The organism is Enterobacter sp. KB-280D8 (genome assembly GCF_041399405.1).
Taxonomy (GTDB): Bacteria; Pseudomonadota; Gammaproteobacteria; order Enterobacterales; family Enterobacteriaceae; genus Enterobacter; species Enterobacter cloacae_N.
This window is the reverse complement of the sequence record NZ_JBGKEC010000001.1, coordinates 833,330-850,859: the sequence shown is the minus strand read 5'-3', so window position 1 is coordinate 850,859 and position 17,530 is coordinate 833,330. Positions and strand designations below refer to the sequence as shown.

Annotated in this window: 11 protein-coding genes; 7 read left to right on the top strand and 4 right to left on the bottom strand. The window is 60.9% G+C overall.

Annotated features, from left to right (window positions below; translation table 11 throughout):
• Positions 1–161 precede the first annotated feature (161 nt).
• Together AB8818_RS04050 and AB8818_RS04045 are read right to left on the bottom strand one after the other, a co-directional pair.
• Positions 162–1,946, bottom strand: a complete 1,785-nt coding sequence (locus AB8818_RS04050; RefSeq protein ID WP_116339380.1) for a methyl-accepting chemotaxis protein — start codon at positions 1,944–1,946, stop codon at positions 162–164.
• A gap of 106 nt (positions 1,947–2,052) precedes the next feature.
• The gene (locus AB8818_RS04045) at positions 2,053–2,406 is read right to left on the bottom strand and encodes a DsrE/DsrF/TusD sulfur relay family protein (RefSeq protein ID WP_116339382.1); all 354 of its coding nucleotides are present in this window, start codon (positions 2,404–2,406) and stop codon (positions 2,053–2,055) included.
• A gap of 72 nt (positions 2,407–2,478) precedes the next feature.
• On the opposite strand from AB8818_RS04045, the gene nasR reads away from it, so the two are divergent.
• The 7 genes from nasR to AB8818_RS04010 all read left to right on the top strand — a co-directional run bounded on the left by nasR (position 2,479) and on the right by AB8818_RS04010 (position 14,794).
• Positions 2,479–3,663 (top strand): nitrate regulatory protein NasR, encoded by a 1,185-nt coding sequence (nasR, locus tag AB8818_RS04040; protein WP_192985093.1) that lies wholly within the window; start codon positions 2,479–2,481, stop codon positions 3,661–3,663.
• Positions 3,664–3,890: 227 nt separating this feature from the next.
• The gene (locus tag AB8818_RS04035) at positions 3,891–5,138 is read left to right on the top strand and encodes a CmpA/NrtA family ABC transporter substrate-binding protein (protein WP_163329942.1); all 1,248 of its coding nucleotides are present in this window, start codon (positions 3,891–3,893) and stop codon (positions 5,136–5,138) included.
• 2 nt (positions 5,139–5,140) lie between these two features.
• Positions 5,141–6,019, top strand: coding sequence for a nitrate ABC transporter permease (gene ntrB, locus AB8818_RS04030; protein WP_163329943.1), 879 nt, complete (start codon positions 5,141–5,143; stop codon positions 6,017–6,019).
• Between the two features lie 9 nt (positions 6,020–6,028).
• Complete coding sequence (locus AB8818_RS04025) at positions 6,029–6,817, top strand: ABC transporter ATP-binding protein (RefSeq protein ID WP_015570359.1); 789 nt, start codon at positions 6,029–6,031, stop codon at positions 6,815–6,817.
• 13 nt (positions 6,818–6,830) lie between these two features.
• On the top strand, positions 6,831–10,817 hold the full coding sequence (nirB, locus tag AB8818_RS04020; protein WP_371199777.1) for a nitrite reductase large subunit NirB: 3,987 nt from the start codon (positions 6,831–6,833) through the stop codon (positions 10,815–10,817).
• Entirely contained in the window at positions 10,814–13,312 is a 2,499-nt protein-coding gene (locus tag AB8818_RS04015; RefSeq protein WP_316387190.1) for a nitrate reductase, read from the top strand. The genes nirB and AB8818_RS04015 overlap by 4 nt, the downstream gene beginning before the upstream one ends.
• 75 nt (positions 13,313–13,387) lie before the next feature.
• Positions 13,388–14,794 carry a YchO/YchP family invasin gene (locus AB8818_RS04010; RefSeq protein ID WP_116341100.1) on the top strand — a complete coding sequence of 469 codons (1,407 nt, stop codon included), beginning with the start codon at positions 13,388–13,390 and terminating at the stop codon, positions 14,792–14,794.
• Positions 14,795–14,797: 3 nt separating this feature from the next.
• Here the strand turns inward: AB8818_RS04010 and narL are convergent, their stop codons facing one another.
• Both narL and narX read right to left on the bottom strand, forming a co-directional pair.
• A complete protein-coding gene (narL, locus tag AB8818_RS04005) occupies positions 14,798–15,448 on the bottom strand; it encodes a two-component system response regulator NarL (protein WP_371199776.1) in 651 nt (216 codons plus the stop codon).
• Positions 15,441–17,237 carry a nitrate/nitrite two-component system sensor histidine kinase NarX gene (narX, locus tag AB8818_RS04000; RefSeq protein WP_192985099.1) on the bottom strand — a complete coding sequence of 599 codons (1,797 nt, stop codon included), beginning with the start codon at positions 17,235–17,237 and terminating at the stop codon, positions 15,441–15,443. Before narX ends, narL begins: the two co-directional genes overlap by 8 nt.
• Between the last annotated feature and the right edge of the window lie 293 nt (positions 17,238–17,530).

Below are 17,530 nucleotides of genomic sequence, written 5' to 3'. Positions count from 1 at the left end.
TGATATTGTTCACAAAATACTCATTGCATAACACCAAAGAGGGAGGCGAGGGATGCTGATTTTGATCAAAAAATGGCATAACGTTTAAACAAAAATGACAAAATGCCTGAAAGCATTCAGCTGGCGCGGGTTTTACCCGGTAAACCCGCGCGGAAATAAAATTAAATGCGGAAATGGCCGGCGGTTTCAGCAAGGTCGCCCGCCTGGCTTTGCAATGCGCTGGCGGCCGCGGCGGACTGCACCACCAGCTCGGCGTTCTGCTGCACCATCCGGTCGAGATGGGTTACCGCGTGGTTGATCTCGTGAATGCCTTTCATCTGTTCGCTGGTCGCAATAGATATTTCGCGCATGATGCCGGAGACGCTGCCGATGCTGGATCGGATCTCATCCATGCTTTCCCCGGCCAGATGCACGTAGCGCGAGCCGGTGGCCACGCTGTCGGTGGTAGAGTCGATAAGCGATTTGATCTCTTTCGCCGCCTGGGCGCTGCGGCTGGCGAGGTTCCGCACTTCGCCGGCCACCACAGCGAACCCGCGGCCCTGCTCACCGGCACGTGCCGCCTCGACGGAGGCGTTCAGCGCCAGAATGTTGGTCTGGAAGGCGATGCCGTCGATCACACTGGTGATATCGCCAATTTTTGCAGAAGCCACTTCGATGGACTGCATGGTGCTGATGGCCTGCGAGACCACTTCACCGCCGCGCGCTGCGGCCGCAGAGGCCCGGCTTGCCTGGTCGTTGGCTTCTGCTGCCGATTCATTCGACTGGGTGACGGAGGCGGTTATCTCTTCCACGGCGCTGGCGGTTTCGCGAAGGCTGGACGCGGCCTGCTCGGTACGTCCGGAAAGATCCTGGTTGCCTGCCGCAATCTCCTGCGCGGCGTTTTTCACCGAGGCGCTGGCGTCGCGAAGCTGGACCATCACCACCGAGAGCTTATCGCTGAAGGCGTTAAACGCCTGTGCAATTTGCGCCACTTCGTCATCGCCGCTGTCCGGCAGGCGCTGGGAAAGATCGTTGGTGCCGTTGGCAATGCTGTGCATCGCGTCGCGAATGTCGGACAGGCGCTTAAGCAGGCGTGCAATCAGGACGTGAACAATAGCGCCGCTCAGGAGTGCCAGGATCACCAGCGAAATCGCCGACGCTTTCAGCAGGGAACGCATGCCGGAGGTGGCGTCGCTGCTATCGAGGGCGACCACCAGCAGCCAGTTCGTGCCCGGCACGGCTGAGGCGATAAAGGTTTTTTCCTCGTCATTCAGCGTTCCGTCGACCGGGTTACCACTTTTCAGCGCTGCAAGGTCGATGCCTTTGATCGTCTCGGCAAACGGCTTCAACGTCAGGGCCGGCTCGTTGGCGGCAATCACCGTGCCGTCGGTGTTCAGGAGTAACCCGCTGCTGGCAGGCGTGGGGTGGATACCGCGCACGTTCGCCACCACGCTATCCATGGCGACATCGCCCGCCACCACCGCTTTCAGAGTGCCATTCTCCTTCACCGGCACGGCAAATGTCACCACCAGCTTCCCGGTCCCGGCATCAACGTAGGGCGCCGTCACAACCGGGCCGTCCGTGCTCACCACCTGCTGGTACCAGGGGCGTATGGTCGGGTCATAATCCGCCGGGACGCCCGCCGGGTCGGAGAATTTCGCCGTCTTGCTGGCGTAGCCCACGTAGACGTTGGTGAAGCCGCCAGCCTGGGCAAGCTGCTTAAATACCGGAACGGGATCGTCAGCCAGTGCGATGCTCTGCGCGGAGGCAATCACCGTCATTTTGCTTTTGACCCAGTCGGCAATCGCCATGTTGTGGCTGGCGCTGGTGCTGGTCAGAATATCGCGCTGGGACTGCTGGTTATCCTGGCGCGTCACCTGGAAGTTAATAACGGTATTGAGAAGAAGGGCGACGACAAGGCAGCCTGTCGTCGCGGCGATAATGCGTGCGCGAATGGATCTGAACATAAGTGAAATACCTGCTGTGTTGTTTCCATGCCTATCGGCAACCCCGCAGGTAAACTTGATGCTGAAACCGCGTCCATAAGAAAATAATATTTTTACGGGTTTATTATTAAAAAGTTAATACTTTATCCGCGGTCAGCGTCCATTCGGCCAGTTCCACCAGCGTACCGATTTCCACGCCATCGATCAGCGGCAGCCCGGTAATACCTCGCCCGTCGGTGCAGGTCTTGCACAGTTTCACCGGTACATTTTGCGCGGTCAGGATCTCCAGCATCTGCTGAATGTTATAGCCCTCTGCCGGTTTCTGCCCCTTCAGCCCGGCAGTGACGGCGTCCGACATTAAAAAAAGCCGTAACGCCAGGTCGCTCTCTTTTTCGCGTAGCGCGATCGCCAGGCGCAGGCTGTTGAAAAGGGATTCGCTGCCGTAGGCCGCACCGTTGGCGACGATCACAATCTTCTGCATGTTGACTCCTGTTCTTTAAAAGGCACGAATATTGCTTAATTACCCGGAGTTTCGCTGTCCGGGAGAGTAAGCATGACATTAATGGCCGGCATTTCGCCAGGTGCAACCGAATGGCTCCAGCGCGCAAGGCGTATGCGCCGGGAGCAGCTCAGCAGGCTGGCGCAGCTGAACGTGCTGGTGCACGGCATTAGCCAGCTGGTGCATATGCTCCAGTGCGAGCGCGGGGCGTCCAACGTCTGGCTCTGCTCACAGGGTAAGCTCTACGCGCCTGAATGCAAAGCCAGCCGGGCGCTGGTGGACGAAAACCTTGCTGCACTGAATGACATTCTTGGAAAGCACTCCGCCTTCCCGGGAAGCGCCGTTTGCGAACGTATCGGCAATGCGCTGCTCACGCTGGAGACGCTTCCCGCGCTGCGCGACGGTGTAAGTCGGCAAACGCTGACGGCTCCGCAGGCAATGGAGCACTACTCCCGTATGCTGCGCCACCTGCTCAGTATCGTGCCTCAGCTTAATGACAGCATTGACGACCCGCAAATCGCGGGCCGTTTCGTCGCGCTTTATAGCCTGATGCAGGGGAAAGAGCTGGCAGGACAGGAGCGGGCCCTGGGGGCGATTGGCTTTACGCAGGGCTTTTTCGACGATGTGACGCGCCAGCGGCTGGTTGACCGCATTGACGGGCAGCAGGCCTGCTTTGAGATCTTTCTCTCCCACAGCCAGGCTGACGTGCAGACTATATTCTCACTCAACTGCCAGCCCGATCGTGAGACGGAGCAACTCCGGCGCGTGGCCTGTACCCGCCAGCCTGCCGCAGACAATGGCCATACCGCGCTCGCCTGGTTTGCGCTGCAAACGGCGCGGCTGGAGCATCTGCGCGCGCTGGAAGAGACGATCATCGCCGATCTGATGGTCGCGGTGGATGAGCGTATTCAGCGCGACGAGGCGTACCCGCTTCCTGGGGATGAAGAGGACGATCCGCTTGCTCACTACCCGGATAAACCGCTGCTGACCCTGGTTCGCCAGCAGGCGCGTGAAATAGAGCAGCTGTCCCGCCAGCTCGCGTCGCTGCGCGATACGCTTGAGGAGCGCAAAACCATTGATAAAGCCAAAAGCGTGCTGATGACCCATCAGCATATGAGTGAAGAGCAGGCCTGGACGACGCTGCGCAAAATGGCGATGGACAAGAACCAGCGCATGGTGGATATCGCCCGCGCGCTGCTTACGGTGAAGAGCGTGTGGCAGGTAACACCTAAGGAGTAGCTGCACAATCAGCGGGCATTTTATGCCTGATTGAGGTGCGTGGTCGCGCGCAAAACCCGGCTTCAGGCCCTGAAACAGAGTCTTCAGACCTGGCATTAGCTTTGCATTATTCAATTAACCATTTTTGACGGTGCGCCAACGGCGGTGCATCAGTCTTCGGGATAAAGGCGTCCAGCGGTGCTTCGGCACGGCGGGCGCTTTTTTTTGGCTTTTTTTCGGGAGCGGTTATGGCGGATTTGTCGAGACGGCGATTTTTGCAGGCCAGCATGCTGGCGAGTGGCGCAGTGCTGTTACCGGGTGTAATGCAGGCCGCCTGGGCGGCAGGCTCGGATAAACCGGAACAGGAGACGGTGCGCGTCGGGTTTATCCCGCTGACCGACTGCGCGCCGGTGGTTATCGCAGCCCTGAAAGGCTTTGATAAAAAATACGGTATCACCCTTGTTCCCACCAAAGAGGCGAGCTGGGCGGCGGTGCGCGACAAGCTGGTGGCGGGGGAACTTGATGCCGCACACATTCTTTACGGCCTGCTGTACGGCCTGGAACTGGGCATCGCCGGCAAGCCACAGCAGATGGCGAACCTGATGACGCTCAACCAGAACGGTCAGGCCATTACGCTCTCCAGCGATCTGGCAGAGAAGGGCGTTCGCGATCTCGATGGGCTGAAAACGCTGATCGGGCAGCAAGCGCCGGGAACCTATACCTTCGCGCACACCTTCCCGACCGGGACGCACGCCATGTGGCTCTACTACTGGCTGGCCAGCGTGGGCATTAACCCCTTTGACGACGTGCGCACGGTGGTCGTGCCGCCGCCGCAGATGGTGATGAACATGCGCATTGGCAACATGGTGGGCTTCTGCGTCGGCGAGCCGTGGAACGCGCGGGCGATTAACGACCGCATCGGTTTTACCGCCGCCACGTCGCAGTCCATCTGGGCCGATCATCCGGAAAAAATCCTCGGTACGCGCCGTGACTGGGTGGAGAAAAATCCGCATACCGCGCGGGCGCTGGTGAGCGCGGTGCTGGAGGCCGCGCGCTGGATCGAGGCATCCCCGGAAAACAAACGCGAAACCGCGCAGATCCTCTCCCGCCGGGCGTGGCTCAACTGCAAAGAACAGTATCTCACCGGGCGCATGCTCGGCGAATACGACAACGGCCTGGGCCGGCGCTGGCAGGACGCACACCCGATCCGCTTTTTCAACGAGGGGGCCGTCAGCTACCCGTACCATTCCGACGGTATGTGGTTCTTAACCCAGTTCCGCCGCTGGGGCTTGCTCAAAGCCGCGCCGGACTATGCGGGCATCGCGCAGCGCATTAACCAGACCGCGGTCTGGCAGGATGCCGCCACCGCCGTCGGGGGCGTGTCCACGCCGTCATCACCGTTCCGCAGCAGCACGCTGATGGACGGCACCGTCTGGAACGGCACCGATCCGGAAGGGTACGCCAGCCGTTTCGCCATTCACCGTAAAGGGGCCTGATTATGCCGCATCTGCAAAATACGAAACCACAACAGACGTCAGAGAGCGGGGAAGTGATTGTCCTGCCTCCGGTACAGGTTCGCCGCCGCACGCCCGCATTTGCGCGCCGGATGAACGATTTTTTACAGCGCGTGATTCCGGCTCTGCTCGGTCTCGGGCTGCTGGTGGTGCTCTGGCAGTTGGCAGCGATAAACAGCAAAGGTTTCCCGACGCCGCTCAGCACGCTTGATTCCGCTATTACCCTTTTCGCCGATCCGTTTTATCGCGACGGGCCTAACGATATGGGCATTGGCTGGAACGTGCTTGCTTCACTGCAGCGCGTTGCCATCGGCTTTGGCCTGGCGGCGCTGGCGGGCATACCGCTGGGTTTTTTGATTGGTCGCTTCACCTTTTTCGCGCGCATGTTTAACCCGCTGATTGCGCTTCTGCGCCCGGTCAGCCCGCTGGCCTGGCTGCCCATCGGCCTGCTGCTGTTCCAGAAGGCGGAGCCCGCGTCGAGCTGGACCATTTTTATCTGCTCCATCTGGCCGATGGTCATCAACACCGCCGAAGGCGTGCGCCGCATTCCGCAGGATTACCTCAACGTCGCCCGCGTATTGCAGCTTTCCGAGTGGACCATCATGCGCCGCATTCTTTTTCCGGCGGTGCTGCCCGCTGTACTGACCGGGGTGCGCCTCTCCATCGGCATCGCCTGGCTGGTGATTGTCGCCGCCGAGATGCTCACCGGAGGCCTCGGCATCGGCTTCTGGATCTGGAACGAGTGGAACAACCTCAACGTCGAAAACATTCTCATCGCCATCGTCATCATTGGCGTGGTCGGGCTGCTGCTGGAGCAGGGGCTGATGCTGATCGCCCGTCGCTTTAGCTGGCAGGAAAAATAAGGAGCGAACATGAAACCATTAATTCAGGTCCAGGCCGTGAGCCAGCGTTTTTCCACCGCCAGCGGCGAGTTTCTGGCGCTGCAAAACGTCTCTTTTGATATCCACGAGGGCGAAACCGTCAGCCTGATCGGCCACTCCGGCTGCGGCAAATCAACGCTGCTGAATCTCATCGCCGGCATTACGCTGCCGACGGAAGGCGGGCTGATTTGCGACAACCGCGAAATCGCCGGGCCGGGGCCCGAGCGCGCGGTGGTGTTCCAGAACCATTCGCTGCTGCCGTGGCTGACCTGTTTCGACAACGTGGCGCTGGCGGTGGATCAGGTGTTCCGCCACACCATGAGCAAGGCCGAGCGCAAAGCGTGGATAGAGCACAACCTTGACCGCGTGCAGATGGGCCACGCGCTGCACAAGCGTCCGGGGGAGATCTCCGGCGGCATGAAGCAGCGCGTCGGCATTGCCCGCGCGCTGGCGATGAAGCCGAAAGTGCTGCTGATGGATGAGCCGTTCGGCGCGCTGGATGCGCTGACGCGCGCCCACCTGCAGGACTCGGTGATGCAGATCCAGCAGGCGCTGAACACCACCATCGTGCTCATTACCCACGACGTGGACGAGGCGGTGCTGCTTTCCGATCGCGTGCTGATGATGACCAACGGCCCGGCGGCAACCGTCGGGGAGATCCTACGCGTAGACCTGCCGCGTCCGCGCAACCGGGTTCAGCTGGCGGACGATAGCCGCTATCACCACATGCGTCAGCAGATCCTTCATTTCCTCTACGAAAAACAGCCGAAAGCGGCGTAGCGAGGGGGCTTTGATGCGACTGGTCATTATCGGGAATGGCATGGCGGCAACCCGGCTGATTGCTTCGCTCACCGGGCGTGCTTCCGGTCGGTTCGCTATGACCGTCATCGGTGATGAGCCGGTGCATGCCTATAACCGCATCCAGCTTTCGCCGGTGCTGGGCGGTGAAAAAACGGCTGCGGGCATCTGCCTTCAGGATGACCGCTGGTACCAGGAGCGGGGCGTAACGGTGCTTTGCGGCGAAAAGGCGCTCGCTGTGGACCTGGACGCGCGGGAAGTGCAAACCACCGCCCGCACGCTGGGCTGGGATGCGCTGGTATTTGCTACCGGGTCAACGCCCTTTGTGCCGCCGATCCCTGGCGGTGATGCGCCGCATGTCTTCACGTTCCGTACCCTGGAGGATACCCGGGCCATTCAGGCGATCGCCGGTCCGGCGGTGGTGCTGGGGGGCGGCGTGCTCGGCGTAGAGACGGCGGCAGCGTTAGCGCGTTCAGGTGACAACGTCACGCTCGTTCATCGCGGTCCGTGGCTGATGGAGCAGCAACTGGACCAGCAGGCGGGAATGCTGCTGGAAGAGGCGCTGGCGGCGCGGGGCGTTAGCTGTGAACTCGCCTCCGGTATCGCGGCAATTGACGGGAATAGCGTGACGCTGCTGAACGGACGCCGCGTCACCGCCGCGCGTGTGGTGCTGGCGACCGGTGTGCAGCCCAACGTCGCGCTGGCGCAGGCCAGCGGCATTTGCTGCGCGCGCGGCATCGTGGTGGATCACCAGATGCGGACTTCCAGGCCGAACGTCTACGCCATTGGCGAGTGCTGTGAGATTGACGGCCAGACGTTTGGCCTGGTCGCCCCCTGCCTGGCGCAGGCGGATATTCTCGCCGCGCGGCTGGCCGGGGACGTTACCGCGCCGTTTGCCCTGACCGACAACGGCATGCGCCTCAAGGTGACCGGCGTGGAGCTGTTCAGCCTCGGGCGTGCGGAAGCGCTGGAGAGCGATGTGGTCTGGAGTTCATGGGATCCGCTGACCCGCCACTATCGGCGTTTACTTATTCATCAGGGGGCGCTGGCTGGCGTGCTGCTGATGGGCGACTGCCGCAGCGCGGCAACATTTACCGATTTACTGGCAACGGCTGTGCCCGCCCACGCGGACTGGCTATTCGATCGTTTCACTACGCAACCGCAGGTTGCAGGACAGAACGCTATGACAAAACCTACTCTGGTGGTGGTTGGGCACGGTATGGTCGGCCATCATTTCCTCGAAGACTGCGTTAACCGCAATCTGCATCAGCAGTATCAGATCGTTGTCTTTGGCGAGGAGCGCTATGCGGCCTACGATCGCGTGCATCTCTCGGAATATTTTGGCGGACGCAGCGCGGCGTCGCTCTCGCTGGTGGCAGGGGATTTCTTTGCCAACAACGGCATTGAGCTGCGCCTGTCGCAGCAGATCGTCGCTGTCGACCGCGACGCGCGCGTGGTATGTACCGCCAGCGGGCATGAAACGCACTGGGATAAACTGGTGCTGGCGACCGGCTCATACCCGTTCGTCCCGCCCGTGCCGGGCAACGATCTGCCGGGCTGCTTTGTCTACCGCACCCTTGACGACCTGGACAACATTGCGGCCCACGCCGCGGGCTCGCGCCGCGGGGTGGTGATTGGCGGCGGCCTGCTCGGGCTGGAGGCGGCGAATGCCCTCCGGCAGCTCGGGCTGGAAACCCATGTGGTGGAGTTTGCGCCCAACCTGATGGCGGTGCAGCTCGACAACGACGGCGCGGCGATGCTGCGCAGGAAAATCGAGGCGCTGGGCGTCGGCGTTCATACCAGTAAAGTGACGACGGAGATTGCCACCGCGGACGACGGACTGGTGCTGCGCTTCGCCGATGGTGAACAGCTGGAAACAGACATGGTGGTCTTTTCTGCCGGCATTCGTCCGCAGGACGCGCTGGCACGCAGCGGCGGGCTGGCTGTCGGCGAGCGCGGCGGGATCTGCATTGATGACGGCTGCCGGACCTCCGATCCGGACGTGCTGGCCATCGGCGAGTGCGCGCTGTGGGAAGGGAAAATCTTCGGCCTGGTGGCGCCGGGCTACCAGATGGCGCGCGTGGCCGCCGCCGCGCTCGCGGGCGAAGATAAAACCTTCACCGGGGCAGATATGAGCACTAAGCTCAAGCTGCTCGGCGTGGACGTGGCGTCCTTTGGCGATGCCCACGGGCGCACGCCGGGAGCGCTAAGCTACCAGTGGACGCACGGCCCGCAGCAAATCTACAAGAAAATTGTGGTCAGCCACGACGGCAAAACGCTGCTGGGCGGCGTGCTGGTGGGTGATGCCAGCGAATACGCCACGCTGGTGCAGATGATGCTTAACGGCATCAGCCTGCCGAAAGAGCCGGAAACACTGATTTTACCCGCATTGTCAGGCAGCGCGCCGAAAGCGCTGGGCGTGGCGGCGCTCCCGGAAAGCGCGCAGATCTGTTCGTGTCATAACGTCAGTAAAGGCGATATCTGCCGGGCGGTGAGCGCGGGCGCAGCGGATATCGGCGCCGTTAAGCAGTGCACCAAAGCAGCGACCGGCTGCGGGGGCTGCAGCGCGCTGGTGAAGCAGGTGATGGAGTTCCAGCTTGCCGAGCAGGGCGTGGAGGTGAAAAAGGATATCTGCGAACACTTCCCGTACTCGCGTCAGGAGATTTACCACCTCGTGCGCGTCAACCATATCCATACCTTCGACCAGCTCATCAGCCGCTACGGTCAGGGCCACGGGTGCGAAATCTGTAAGCCGCTGGTGGGGTCGGTGCTGGCCTCCTGCTGGAACGAGTACCTGCTCAAGCCGGCGCATCTGCCGCTGCAGGACACTAACGACCGCTACTTCGCCAACATCCAGAAAGACGGAACGTATTCCATCGTGCCGCGCATGCCCGCAGGGGAAGTGACGGCAGACGGGCTGATTGCTATCGGTCAGATTGCCAAACGCTACGGCCTGTACAGCAAAATCACCGGCGGGCAGCGTATCGACCTGTTTGGCGCCACTCTGGAACAGCTGCCGGAAATCTGGCAGGCGCTGGTGGAGGCCGGGTTTGAAACCGGGCACGCCTACGGGAAATCCCTGCGCACGGTGAAATCCTGCGTTGGGTCGACCTGGTGCCGCTACGGCGTGCAGGACTCCACCGGCCTGGCGGTACGGCTGGAACACCGCTACAAGGGCCTGCGCGCGCCGCACAAAATCAAAATGGCGGTTTCCGGCTGCACCCGCGAGTGCGCGGAGGCGCAGAGCAAAGACGTGGGGGTGATTGCCACGGACAAAGGCTGGAACCTCTATCTGTGCGGCAACGGCGGCATGAAGCCGCGTCATGCGGATCTCTTCGCCAGCGATCTGGACGACGAAACGCTGATCCGCACCGTCGACCGTTTCCTGATGTTTTACATCCGCACGGCGGATCGCCTGCAGCGCACCAGCACCTGGATGGACAACCTGGAGGGCGGCCTCGACTATCTGCGGGAGGTGATCCTCAACGACAGCCTCGGCATCGCCCACGAGCTGGAGCAGGAGATGGCCCGGGTAGTAGAGACGTACCAGTGCGAGTGGCAAACCACTCTCAACGATCCTGATCGCCTGGCGCTGTTCCGCACCGCGGTGAACCACGCACCGTCGGACGAAAGCAAGCGCTGGCAGGAGATCTGCGGCATTGACGATATCCCGGAGCAGGCGGGCATCGGCGCGCGGCTTGGCCGAAAACCGATTGCGCTGTTCCGCTTTGGAACGTCCGTTTATGCCCTGGACGATCTGGAGCCGGGCAGCAGCGCGAACGTGCTTTCGCGCGGCATCCTTGGCGATGCGGCGGGCGAGCCGGTGGTAATTTCCCCGCTCTACAAGCAGCGCATTCGTCTGCGCGACGGTTGTCAGGTGGAGAACGGTGAACCCGCGGTGCGCGCCTGGCCGGTAAAAATTGAAAACGGCAAGGTGTGGGTCGGAAACGAAGAGCTGGTAATGCGTGCGGAGGCCTCATGACGGATACCCGGACAACGTGCCCCTACTGCGGGGTAGGCTGCGGCGTGGTCGCCAGCGTGGAGGATGGCGCGGTCAGCGTTCGCGGGGATGAAACCCATCCTGCGAACTTTGGCCGCCTGTGCGTGAAAGGAGCAGCCCTGGGGGAGACGACGGGTTTGCAGGGGCGGCTTTTGCGCCCCGTTGTCGACGGACTTGAGGTTGACTGGGCGCAGGCGCTGAACGCGGCGGGTGAGCGGCTGCGGGAGATCGTCGACACATGGGGGCCGCAGGCGGTGGCGTTTTACGCCTCCGGCCAGCTGTTAACCGAGGATTACTATGCCGCCAACAAGCTGATGAAAGGGTTTATCGGCGCGGCGAACATTGATACCAACTCCCGGCTCTGCATGTCCTCGGCGGTGGTGGGCTACAAGCGTGCCTTCGGCGAAGACGTGGTGCCGTGCAGCTATGAGGATGTGGAAAACAGCGATCTGGTGGTGCTGGCTGGCTCGAACGCGGCCTGGACGCATCCGGTGCTCTATCAGCGCCTGGTGCAGGCAAAGCATAACAACCCGCAGATGAAGGTGGTGGTGATTGACCCGTGTAAAACCGCTACCTGCGATATTGCCGACCTGCATCTGGCGCTTAAACCCGGCAGCGACGCCGGGCTGTTTGTGGGGTTGCTCAATCTGATTCAGGGCACCGATGAGTGGCCGGTTGCCCGCGTGGCGGCGTTTTGCGACCTTCCTTCAGAGAAAGTGGGGACTTTTTATGACTGGTTTGTCACCGCGCCGCGGGCGATAACGCTCTACACCATGGGGATCAACCAGTCCACCAGCGGCAGCGACAAGTGCAGCGCCATCATTAACGTTCATCTTGCCAGCGGGAAATTTAACCGTCCGGGCTGCGGCCCGTTTTCGCTGACCGGACAGCCAAACGCCATGGGCGGTCGCGAAGTGGGCGGGCTGGCGAACCAGCTGGCGGCGCATATGAACTTCGAGCTGGACGATCTCTCTCGGGTGGCGCGTTTCTGGGGAACGGAACGGCTGGCGCAGACGCCGGGCCTGATGGCGGTGGAGTTGTTTGACGCCATCGCCCGCGGCGAGGTGAAGGCGGTGTGGATCATGGGCACCAACCCTGCCGTGTCGCTGCCGGACAGCCACGCGGTGTGTCAGGCGCTGGCAGGCTGCCCGCTGGTGATAGTCTCTGAGGTGATGAAAGATACCGACACCAGCCGGTTTGCCCATATCCGTTTTCCGGCGCTGGGCTGGGGGGAGAAGGACGGCACGGTGACCAATTCCGAGCGGCGTATTTCGCGCCAGCGTGCGTTTCTGCCCGCGCCGGGCGAAGCGAAGCCTGACTGGTGGATCGTGGCTCAGATTGCAAAACGGCTGGGCTACGGCGAGGCTTTTGCCTGGGATCATCCGCACGACATTTTTTGCGAGCATGCGGCGCTTACAGCCTTTGAAAACGACGGCGCGCGGGCATTGAACCTGCATGAGCTGGCCGGGCTAACCCGTGAAGCGTGGGAGCGACTTGAACCTTATCAATGGCGAACGGGGGATTTCCCGCGCCGAAACCTGGTGCCGGTCGAGCCGCTGCCGCACGGCGCAACGACCACCGCGCTCTACCCGCTGATCCTTAACTCCGGGCGCATCCGCGACCAGTGGCACACCATGACCCGGACAGGATACGTACCCCGTCTGATGCAGCATATCGCGGAGCCGTTTGTTGAGGTCTGCGCCGCAGACGCGATCCGATTTGCCCTGTGTGACGGCCAGCTGGCGCGCATCAATTCCCCGCGCGGCGTCATGGTTGCCAGAGTGCGAATCAACGATGGAATACGGGAAGGCGAAGCATTTGCCCCGATGCACTGGAACGCTGAGTTTGCCCGCCAGGGTAAGGTGAACGCGCTGGTGGAAGGGCGCTGCGATCCGGCTTCGGGCCAGCCGGAGAGTAAACAAACCGCCGTCAGAATCATGCCCTGGCAGCCCGGCTGGCAGGGGGAGCTCTATGCCCGGGAATGGCCGGAAATACCCTCTTCGGTTCACTGGTGGCGTAAACCCTCGCGAATGACGATAGCAGGTGATAAGCCGCTGCTCCCGTGGGTCATGGATTATGCCAGCGGGCGCGGCTGGCAGCTGCAGGTTGCGCAAACCGGGGAACGCAGCAGCGTGCTGGCCTGGCACGAAGGCCATCTGATGCTCGGCTTCTGGGAAGGCACCGCGTTGCCCGAGCTGGCGCACCCGGTGATTGACGCCGCATTTCAGTCGCCACCCTCGACGCCCGCAGAGCGGCATGCGCTGCTGAACGGGCAGGGCGCGGGGAAGAGTGCCGATCCGGGGCGCATCATCTGCAGCTGTTTCAGTGTGGGAGAAAACGCGATACGGGAAGCGATTGCCGGAGGGTGTGATTCCGTAACCATGCTGGGCGCGCGGTTACGCTGCGGAACGAACTGCGGTTCGTGCGTGCCTGAGCTCAAAACAATGTTTCAGGAAATTCCGGAAAATTCCCCTTAAAGCTGCAAATGGGGAGAAATCGCGTTAAGGTAACTGGTGTTCTTACGTAAGCACCGGGTAATTCTTACGACATTGATGACTGTTTCTCCCCCTTTCCGAACGCTTGTTTTACTCTCCCTTGTTACTGCCGGAGCCGTTCATGGTGCTCCGAATTCCTTTATCCAGCAGGCACAAAATCCCTTTGATAACAACGGGGACAGTCTGCCCGATCTCGGCATGGCGGCCCCAACCGGGGAAGGGGAAAAGCATCTCGCCGAAATGGCGAAAGCCTTTGGTGAAGCCAGTATGACCGACAACGGCCTGACAACGGGCGAGCAGGCGCGGCAGTTTGCCTTTGGTCAGGTGCGCGACGCGGTGAGCGGTGAGGTGAACCAGCAGATTGAATCCTGGCTGTCACCGTGGGGGAATGCCAGCGTCAATTTGCTCGTGGATAATGAAGGCAAATTCAACGGCAGTAGCGGGAGCTGGTTTATCCCCTGGAACGATAACAACCGTTATCTGAGCTGGAGCCAGCTCGGCCTGACGCAGCAGACGGATGGCCTGGTCAGTAACGCCGGAATCGGCCAGCGCTGGGTGGCCGGGAAATGGCTGCTGGGCTACAACACCTTTTACGACAACCTGCTGGATGAGAACCTGCAGCGTGCCGGGCTGGGTGCGGAGGTGTGGGGAGAAAATCTGCGGCTGTCGGCTAACTACTATCAGCCTTTTGCCAGCTGGCGCGACAGCTCTGACGTCCAGGAGCAGCGCATGGCGCGGGGATATGACGTTACCGCCAAAGCCTGGCTGCCGTGGTTTCATCACCTGAACACCAGCGTCAGCGTCGAGCAGTATTTTGGCGACAACGTCGACCTCTTCAACAGCGGAACTGGCTATCACAACCCGGTAGCGGTCAATCTCGGGCTTAACTATACCCCCGTGCCGCTGGTGACACTGACCGCCGCGCATAAGCAGGGCGAAAGCGGAGAGAGCCAGAATAACCTCGGGCTGAAGCTCAACTATCGCTTCGGCGTGCCGCTGGTTAAGCAGCTCTCCGCCGGAGAGGTTGCGGCCACGCGATCCCTGCGCGGAAGCCGCTATGACTCGCCGGAGCGTAACAGCCTGCCGGTGATGGAGTTCCGCCAGCGAAAAACGCTCTCCGTCTGGCTGGCAACCCCGCCGTGGGACCTGAAGGGGGGCGAAACCGTTATGCTGAAGCTACAGGTGCGCAGCACCCACGGCATCCGCCAGATCCACTGGCAGGGTGATACCCAGGCCTTAAGCCTGACGTCACCGGGGAAAAGTAACAGCACCGACGGCTGGAGCGTGATTATGCCGGCCTGGAATGACGGCGAGGGGTCGACAAACCGTTGGCATCTTTCGGCGGTGGTGGAAGATGAGAAGGGCCAGCGCGTCTCGTCCAATGAGATCACGCTTGCTGTGGTGCAGCCGCTGGCCGCATTACCTGACGACGACCCGCGCTGGAAGCTGCTGCCGGATGAGTAATGCTTAAAAAATGCGTTCCTGATGGACCCACACCGCGGCTTCAACGCGGGATTTTAGCTTCATTTTCTTCAGCATATGCTTCACGTGCACTTTGACCGTGCTTTCGGTGATATCCAGACGGCGGGCGATCATTTTGTTCGGCAGGCCCTGAGCGATCAGTTTAAGAATATCGCGTTCGCGCGGCGTTAACTGGCTGACGTCACGGTCAGACGTGGCGCGGTTCGCCCGCAGGCTGGCGGCCAGCACCGGCGTCAGGGCCTCGCTCAGCACCATCTCGCCTGCAGCCGCCTGCTGCAGCGCCTTCAGCAGGTCTTCCGGCTCCATATCCTTCAGCAGATAGCCATCCGCGCCGCGCTTCAGCGCCGTGACCACATCCTCTTCGTGATTGGAGACGCTAAAGACCACCACGCGACCGGAAAGGGATTTCTCGCGCAGCTTGTCGAGCGTTTCCAGACCGTTCATGCCGGGCATGTTGAGATCGAGCAGGATAAGATCCGGATCGAGGGATTCGGCAAGCTCAATGCCCTGTTCACCGTTGCTGGCTTCGCCAACCACGGTAATATCGGGTGCCATGCTGACCAGCTGTTTTACGCCAGTACGCAGCATCGGATGGTCGTCGATCAACAGGATGGATGCCGTTTCCTGATTAGTCATGGGTTTCTCCTTGAGCAGTTGTAAGCGGTTTTTCGGGAATGAAGGTGACCACGACTTCCGTGCCCCCCGTCTCTCTCCGGCGAACCTGGCAATCACCGCGCAGGCTTTGGGCGCGGTCTCGCATAATGATTAAACCGTAGTGGTTAGTGCGTTCGGCGTTTTCCGGCACGCCGCGGCCGTTGTCGTAAACCGTCAACCTGACCTGGTTAGCGTGCTGGCTGACGGTGACCGTAACCGCCGTCGCTTCAGCGTGTTTAAGCACGTTGCTCAGCGCTTCGCGGGCGATCTGCAGCAGATGAATCGCCTGATGGGAAGGGACAAACCGCGGGGGGAGCTGGTAATCCAGCTTCACCGGGAAGCCCAGCCGGGCGCTAAATTCCTGGCAGCTGGATTCCAGCGCCGGGCGCAGGCCCGGCTCGGTCAGCTGCAGGCGGAAGGTGGTCAGCAGCTCGCGCAGCTGTACCCAGGAGGTGTTCAGCTCGTTGCGGATCTGGCTCAGCAGCTGTTTATTGCTTTCCGGCATCTCCGCGTCCTGCATCTGCAGGCAGCTCACCTGCATTTTCATACAGGAGAGCGACTGGGCGATAGAATCGTGGAGCTCGCGGGCAATGGTCGCGCGCTCTTCCATGACGATCAGCTGCTGCTGCTTTTCCTGATGTCGGTCTAGCGCCAGCGTGGCCGTTAGCTGTTCAACCAGCGTATCAACCAGCTGCTGCTGGTCATGGCTCAGATGACGCCCGGCTGGCAGCGTTGCCAACAGAATACCATACTGGGTATGGCTGTCCGTCAGCCGCCACTTCAGGGTAGTTCCGCCAGTAGTCTGCAGCGGCAGGCCGCGCGGGCACAGGTGACAGCCTTTATCATCGCAGGACATGTCGGACTGACAGGTAAACTCCTGATGATTATCTTCATCTTCCACATCGTAAACCCGCAGCTCCAGGTCATGCAGCAGGGTCAGATTTTGCAAGCCGTTCAGCACCGGCGAAAGGCGTTCACATAGCGGCACCTGCATGTGCAGCCGACGGTTGGCCTGCCAAAGGAAGGAGAGGATTTCGTTTTTCTGCTCCAGCCCGGCCGTTTTTTCCTGCACGCGCTGCTCCAGCACCGCATAGCTTTCAGAGAGCTCCGCCGACATGGTGTTCAGTGCCTGGCCGAGCATGGCCATCTCGTTGCGACCGCTGATGTGCGTACGCTGGGTAAAATCTCTGTTCGTCACGGCGCGCGCCATCGCCAGCAGCTGTTTCCACGGATTCAGCAGCCGCGCCCGGAGCCAGATAATGGTGAAGATCAGCAGCAGGCCCATAAACAGCGCCATGGCACGGTGTACCATCACCACCCGGTCGATGCGTAATTCGGTGGTTTGGTCGAAAGAGGAGACCAGCGAGTCAATGCGGGATACGAAACCCGCTACGTCCTGCGCAACGGTTTCGGCGCTGCGCGCCTGTTTCAGGCCGGGTTCCAGCTGGGTGTGCCAGTAGCCCTGCAGGGCTTTAAGCTGGGATTGCTGGCCGGCGCGGATGGCAGCGTTTTCCAGTTCAGGGCTGAAGGCCGTGCGCTCCATTTCATCAATCAAGGGCCGATCGCCCTGCGTCAGAGGAACCGACGCCAGCAGACGATAACTCTGCATGCGTAGCGAGCCTGCCTCGTTGATGGCATGTGCATTACCCTGTACTCCCTGTACCAGCCAGCCGGAAATCGCCATGCCAGTCACGCCAAGGGCGGTAGACAGCAAAACAATCAGGGCTAACTGATTCACGAGAGTCAGCGGTGATAAACATCTTTTTAACATAGAGTTGCCGGGCTCCTGACGTGGCCTGCTTGCAGGAATGGCGTTATTCTGGTGCATACCCTGGAGTATACCCATACCAATAAAGGATTACCCCTAAATTGCCAACGGAGTATAGGCGAAGAAGCGGTGGTAGCAAGGAACCGTCAGTACAGTGAAAAACCACGTCTTTTTTACCGAATTATTCTACTCACTAAGGATAAGCCCTTTTTTTTCGCCGCAAATCCCCGAACTTTTCCTTTGATTTATATCAACTTACCGCCGCCCTAAAACCCTAATGTTTGCAGCATCATTCG

Bases quoted from the DNA above. Each gene is read 5' to 3' on its own strand.
- AB8818_RS04035 (WP_163329942.1), top strand. From the start codon at position 3,891: ATGGCGGATTTGTCGAGACGGCGATTTTTGCAGGCCAGCATGCTGGCG.
- AB8818_RS04045 (WP_116339382.1), bottom strand. From the start codon at position 2,406: ATGCAGAAGATTGTGATCGTCGCCAACGGTGCGGCCTACGGCAGCGAA.
- nasR (WP_192985093.1), top strand. From the start codon at position 2,479: ATGACATTAATGGCCGGCATTTCGCCAGGTGCAACCGAATGGCTCCAG.
- AB8818_RS04025 (WP_015570359.1), top strand. From the start codon at position 6,029: ATGAAACCATTAATTCAGGTCCAGGCCGTGAGCCAGCGTTTTTCCACC.
- AB8818_RS04010 (WP_116341100.1), top strand. From the start codon at position 13,388: ATGACTGTTTCTCCCCCTTTCCGAACGCTTGTTTTACTCTCCCTTGTT.
- AB8818_RS04050 (WP_116339380.1), bottom strand. From the start codon at position 1,946: ATGTTCAGATCCATTCGCGCACGCATTATCGCCGCGACGACAGGCTGC.
- AB8818_RS04015 (WP_316387190.1), top strand. From the start codon at position 10,814: ATGACGGATACCCGGACAACGTGCCCCTACTGCGGGGTAGGCTGCGGC.
- narX (WP_192985099.1), bottom strand. From the start codon at position 17,237: ATGTTAAAAAGATGTTTATCACCGCTGACTCTCGTGAATCAGTTAGCC.
- ntrB (WP_163329943.1), top strand. From the start codon at position 5,141: ATGCCGCATCTGCAAAATACGAAACCACAACAGACGTCAGAGAGCGGG.
- narL (WP_371199776.1), bottom strand. From the start codon at position 15,448: ATGACTAATCAGGAAACGGCATCCATCCTGTTGATCGACGACCATCCG.
- nirB (WP_371199777.1), top strand. From the start codon at position 6,831: ATGCGACTGGTCATTATCGGGAATGGCATGGCGGCAACCCGGCTGATT.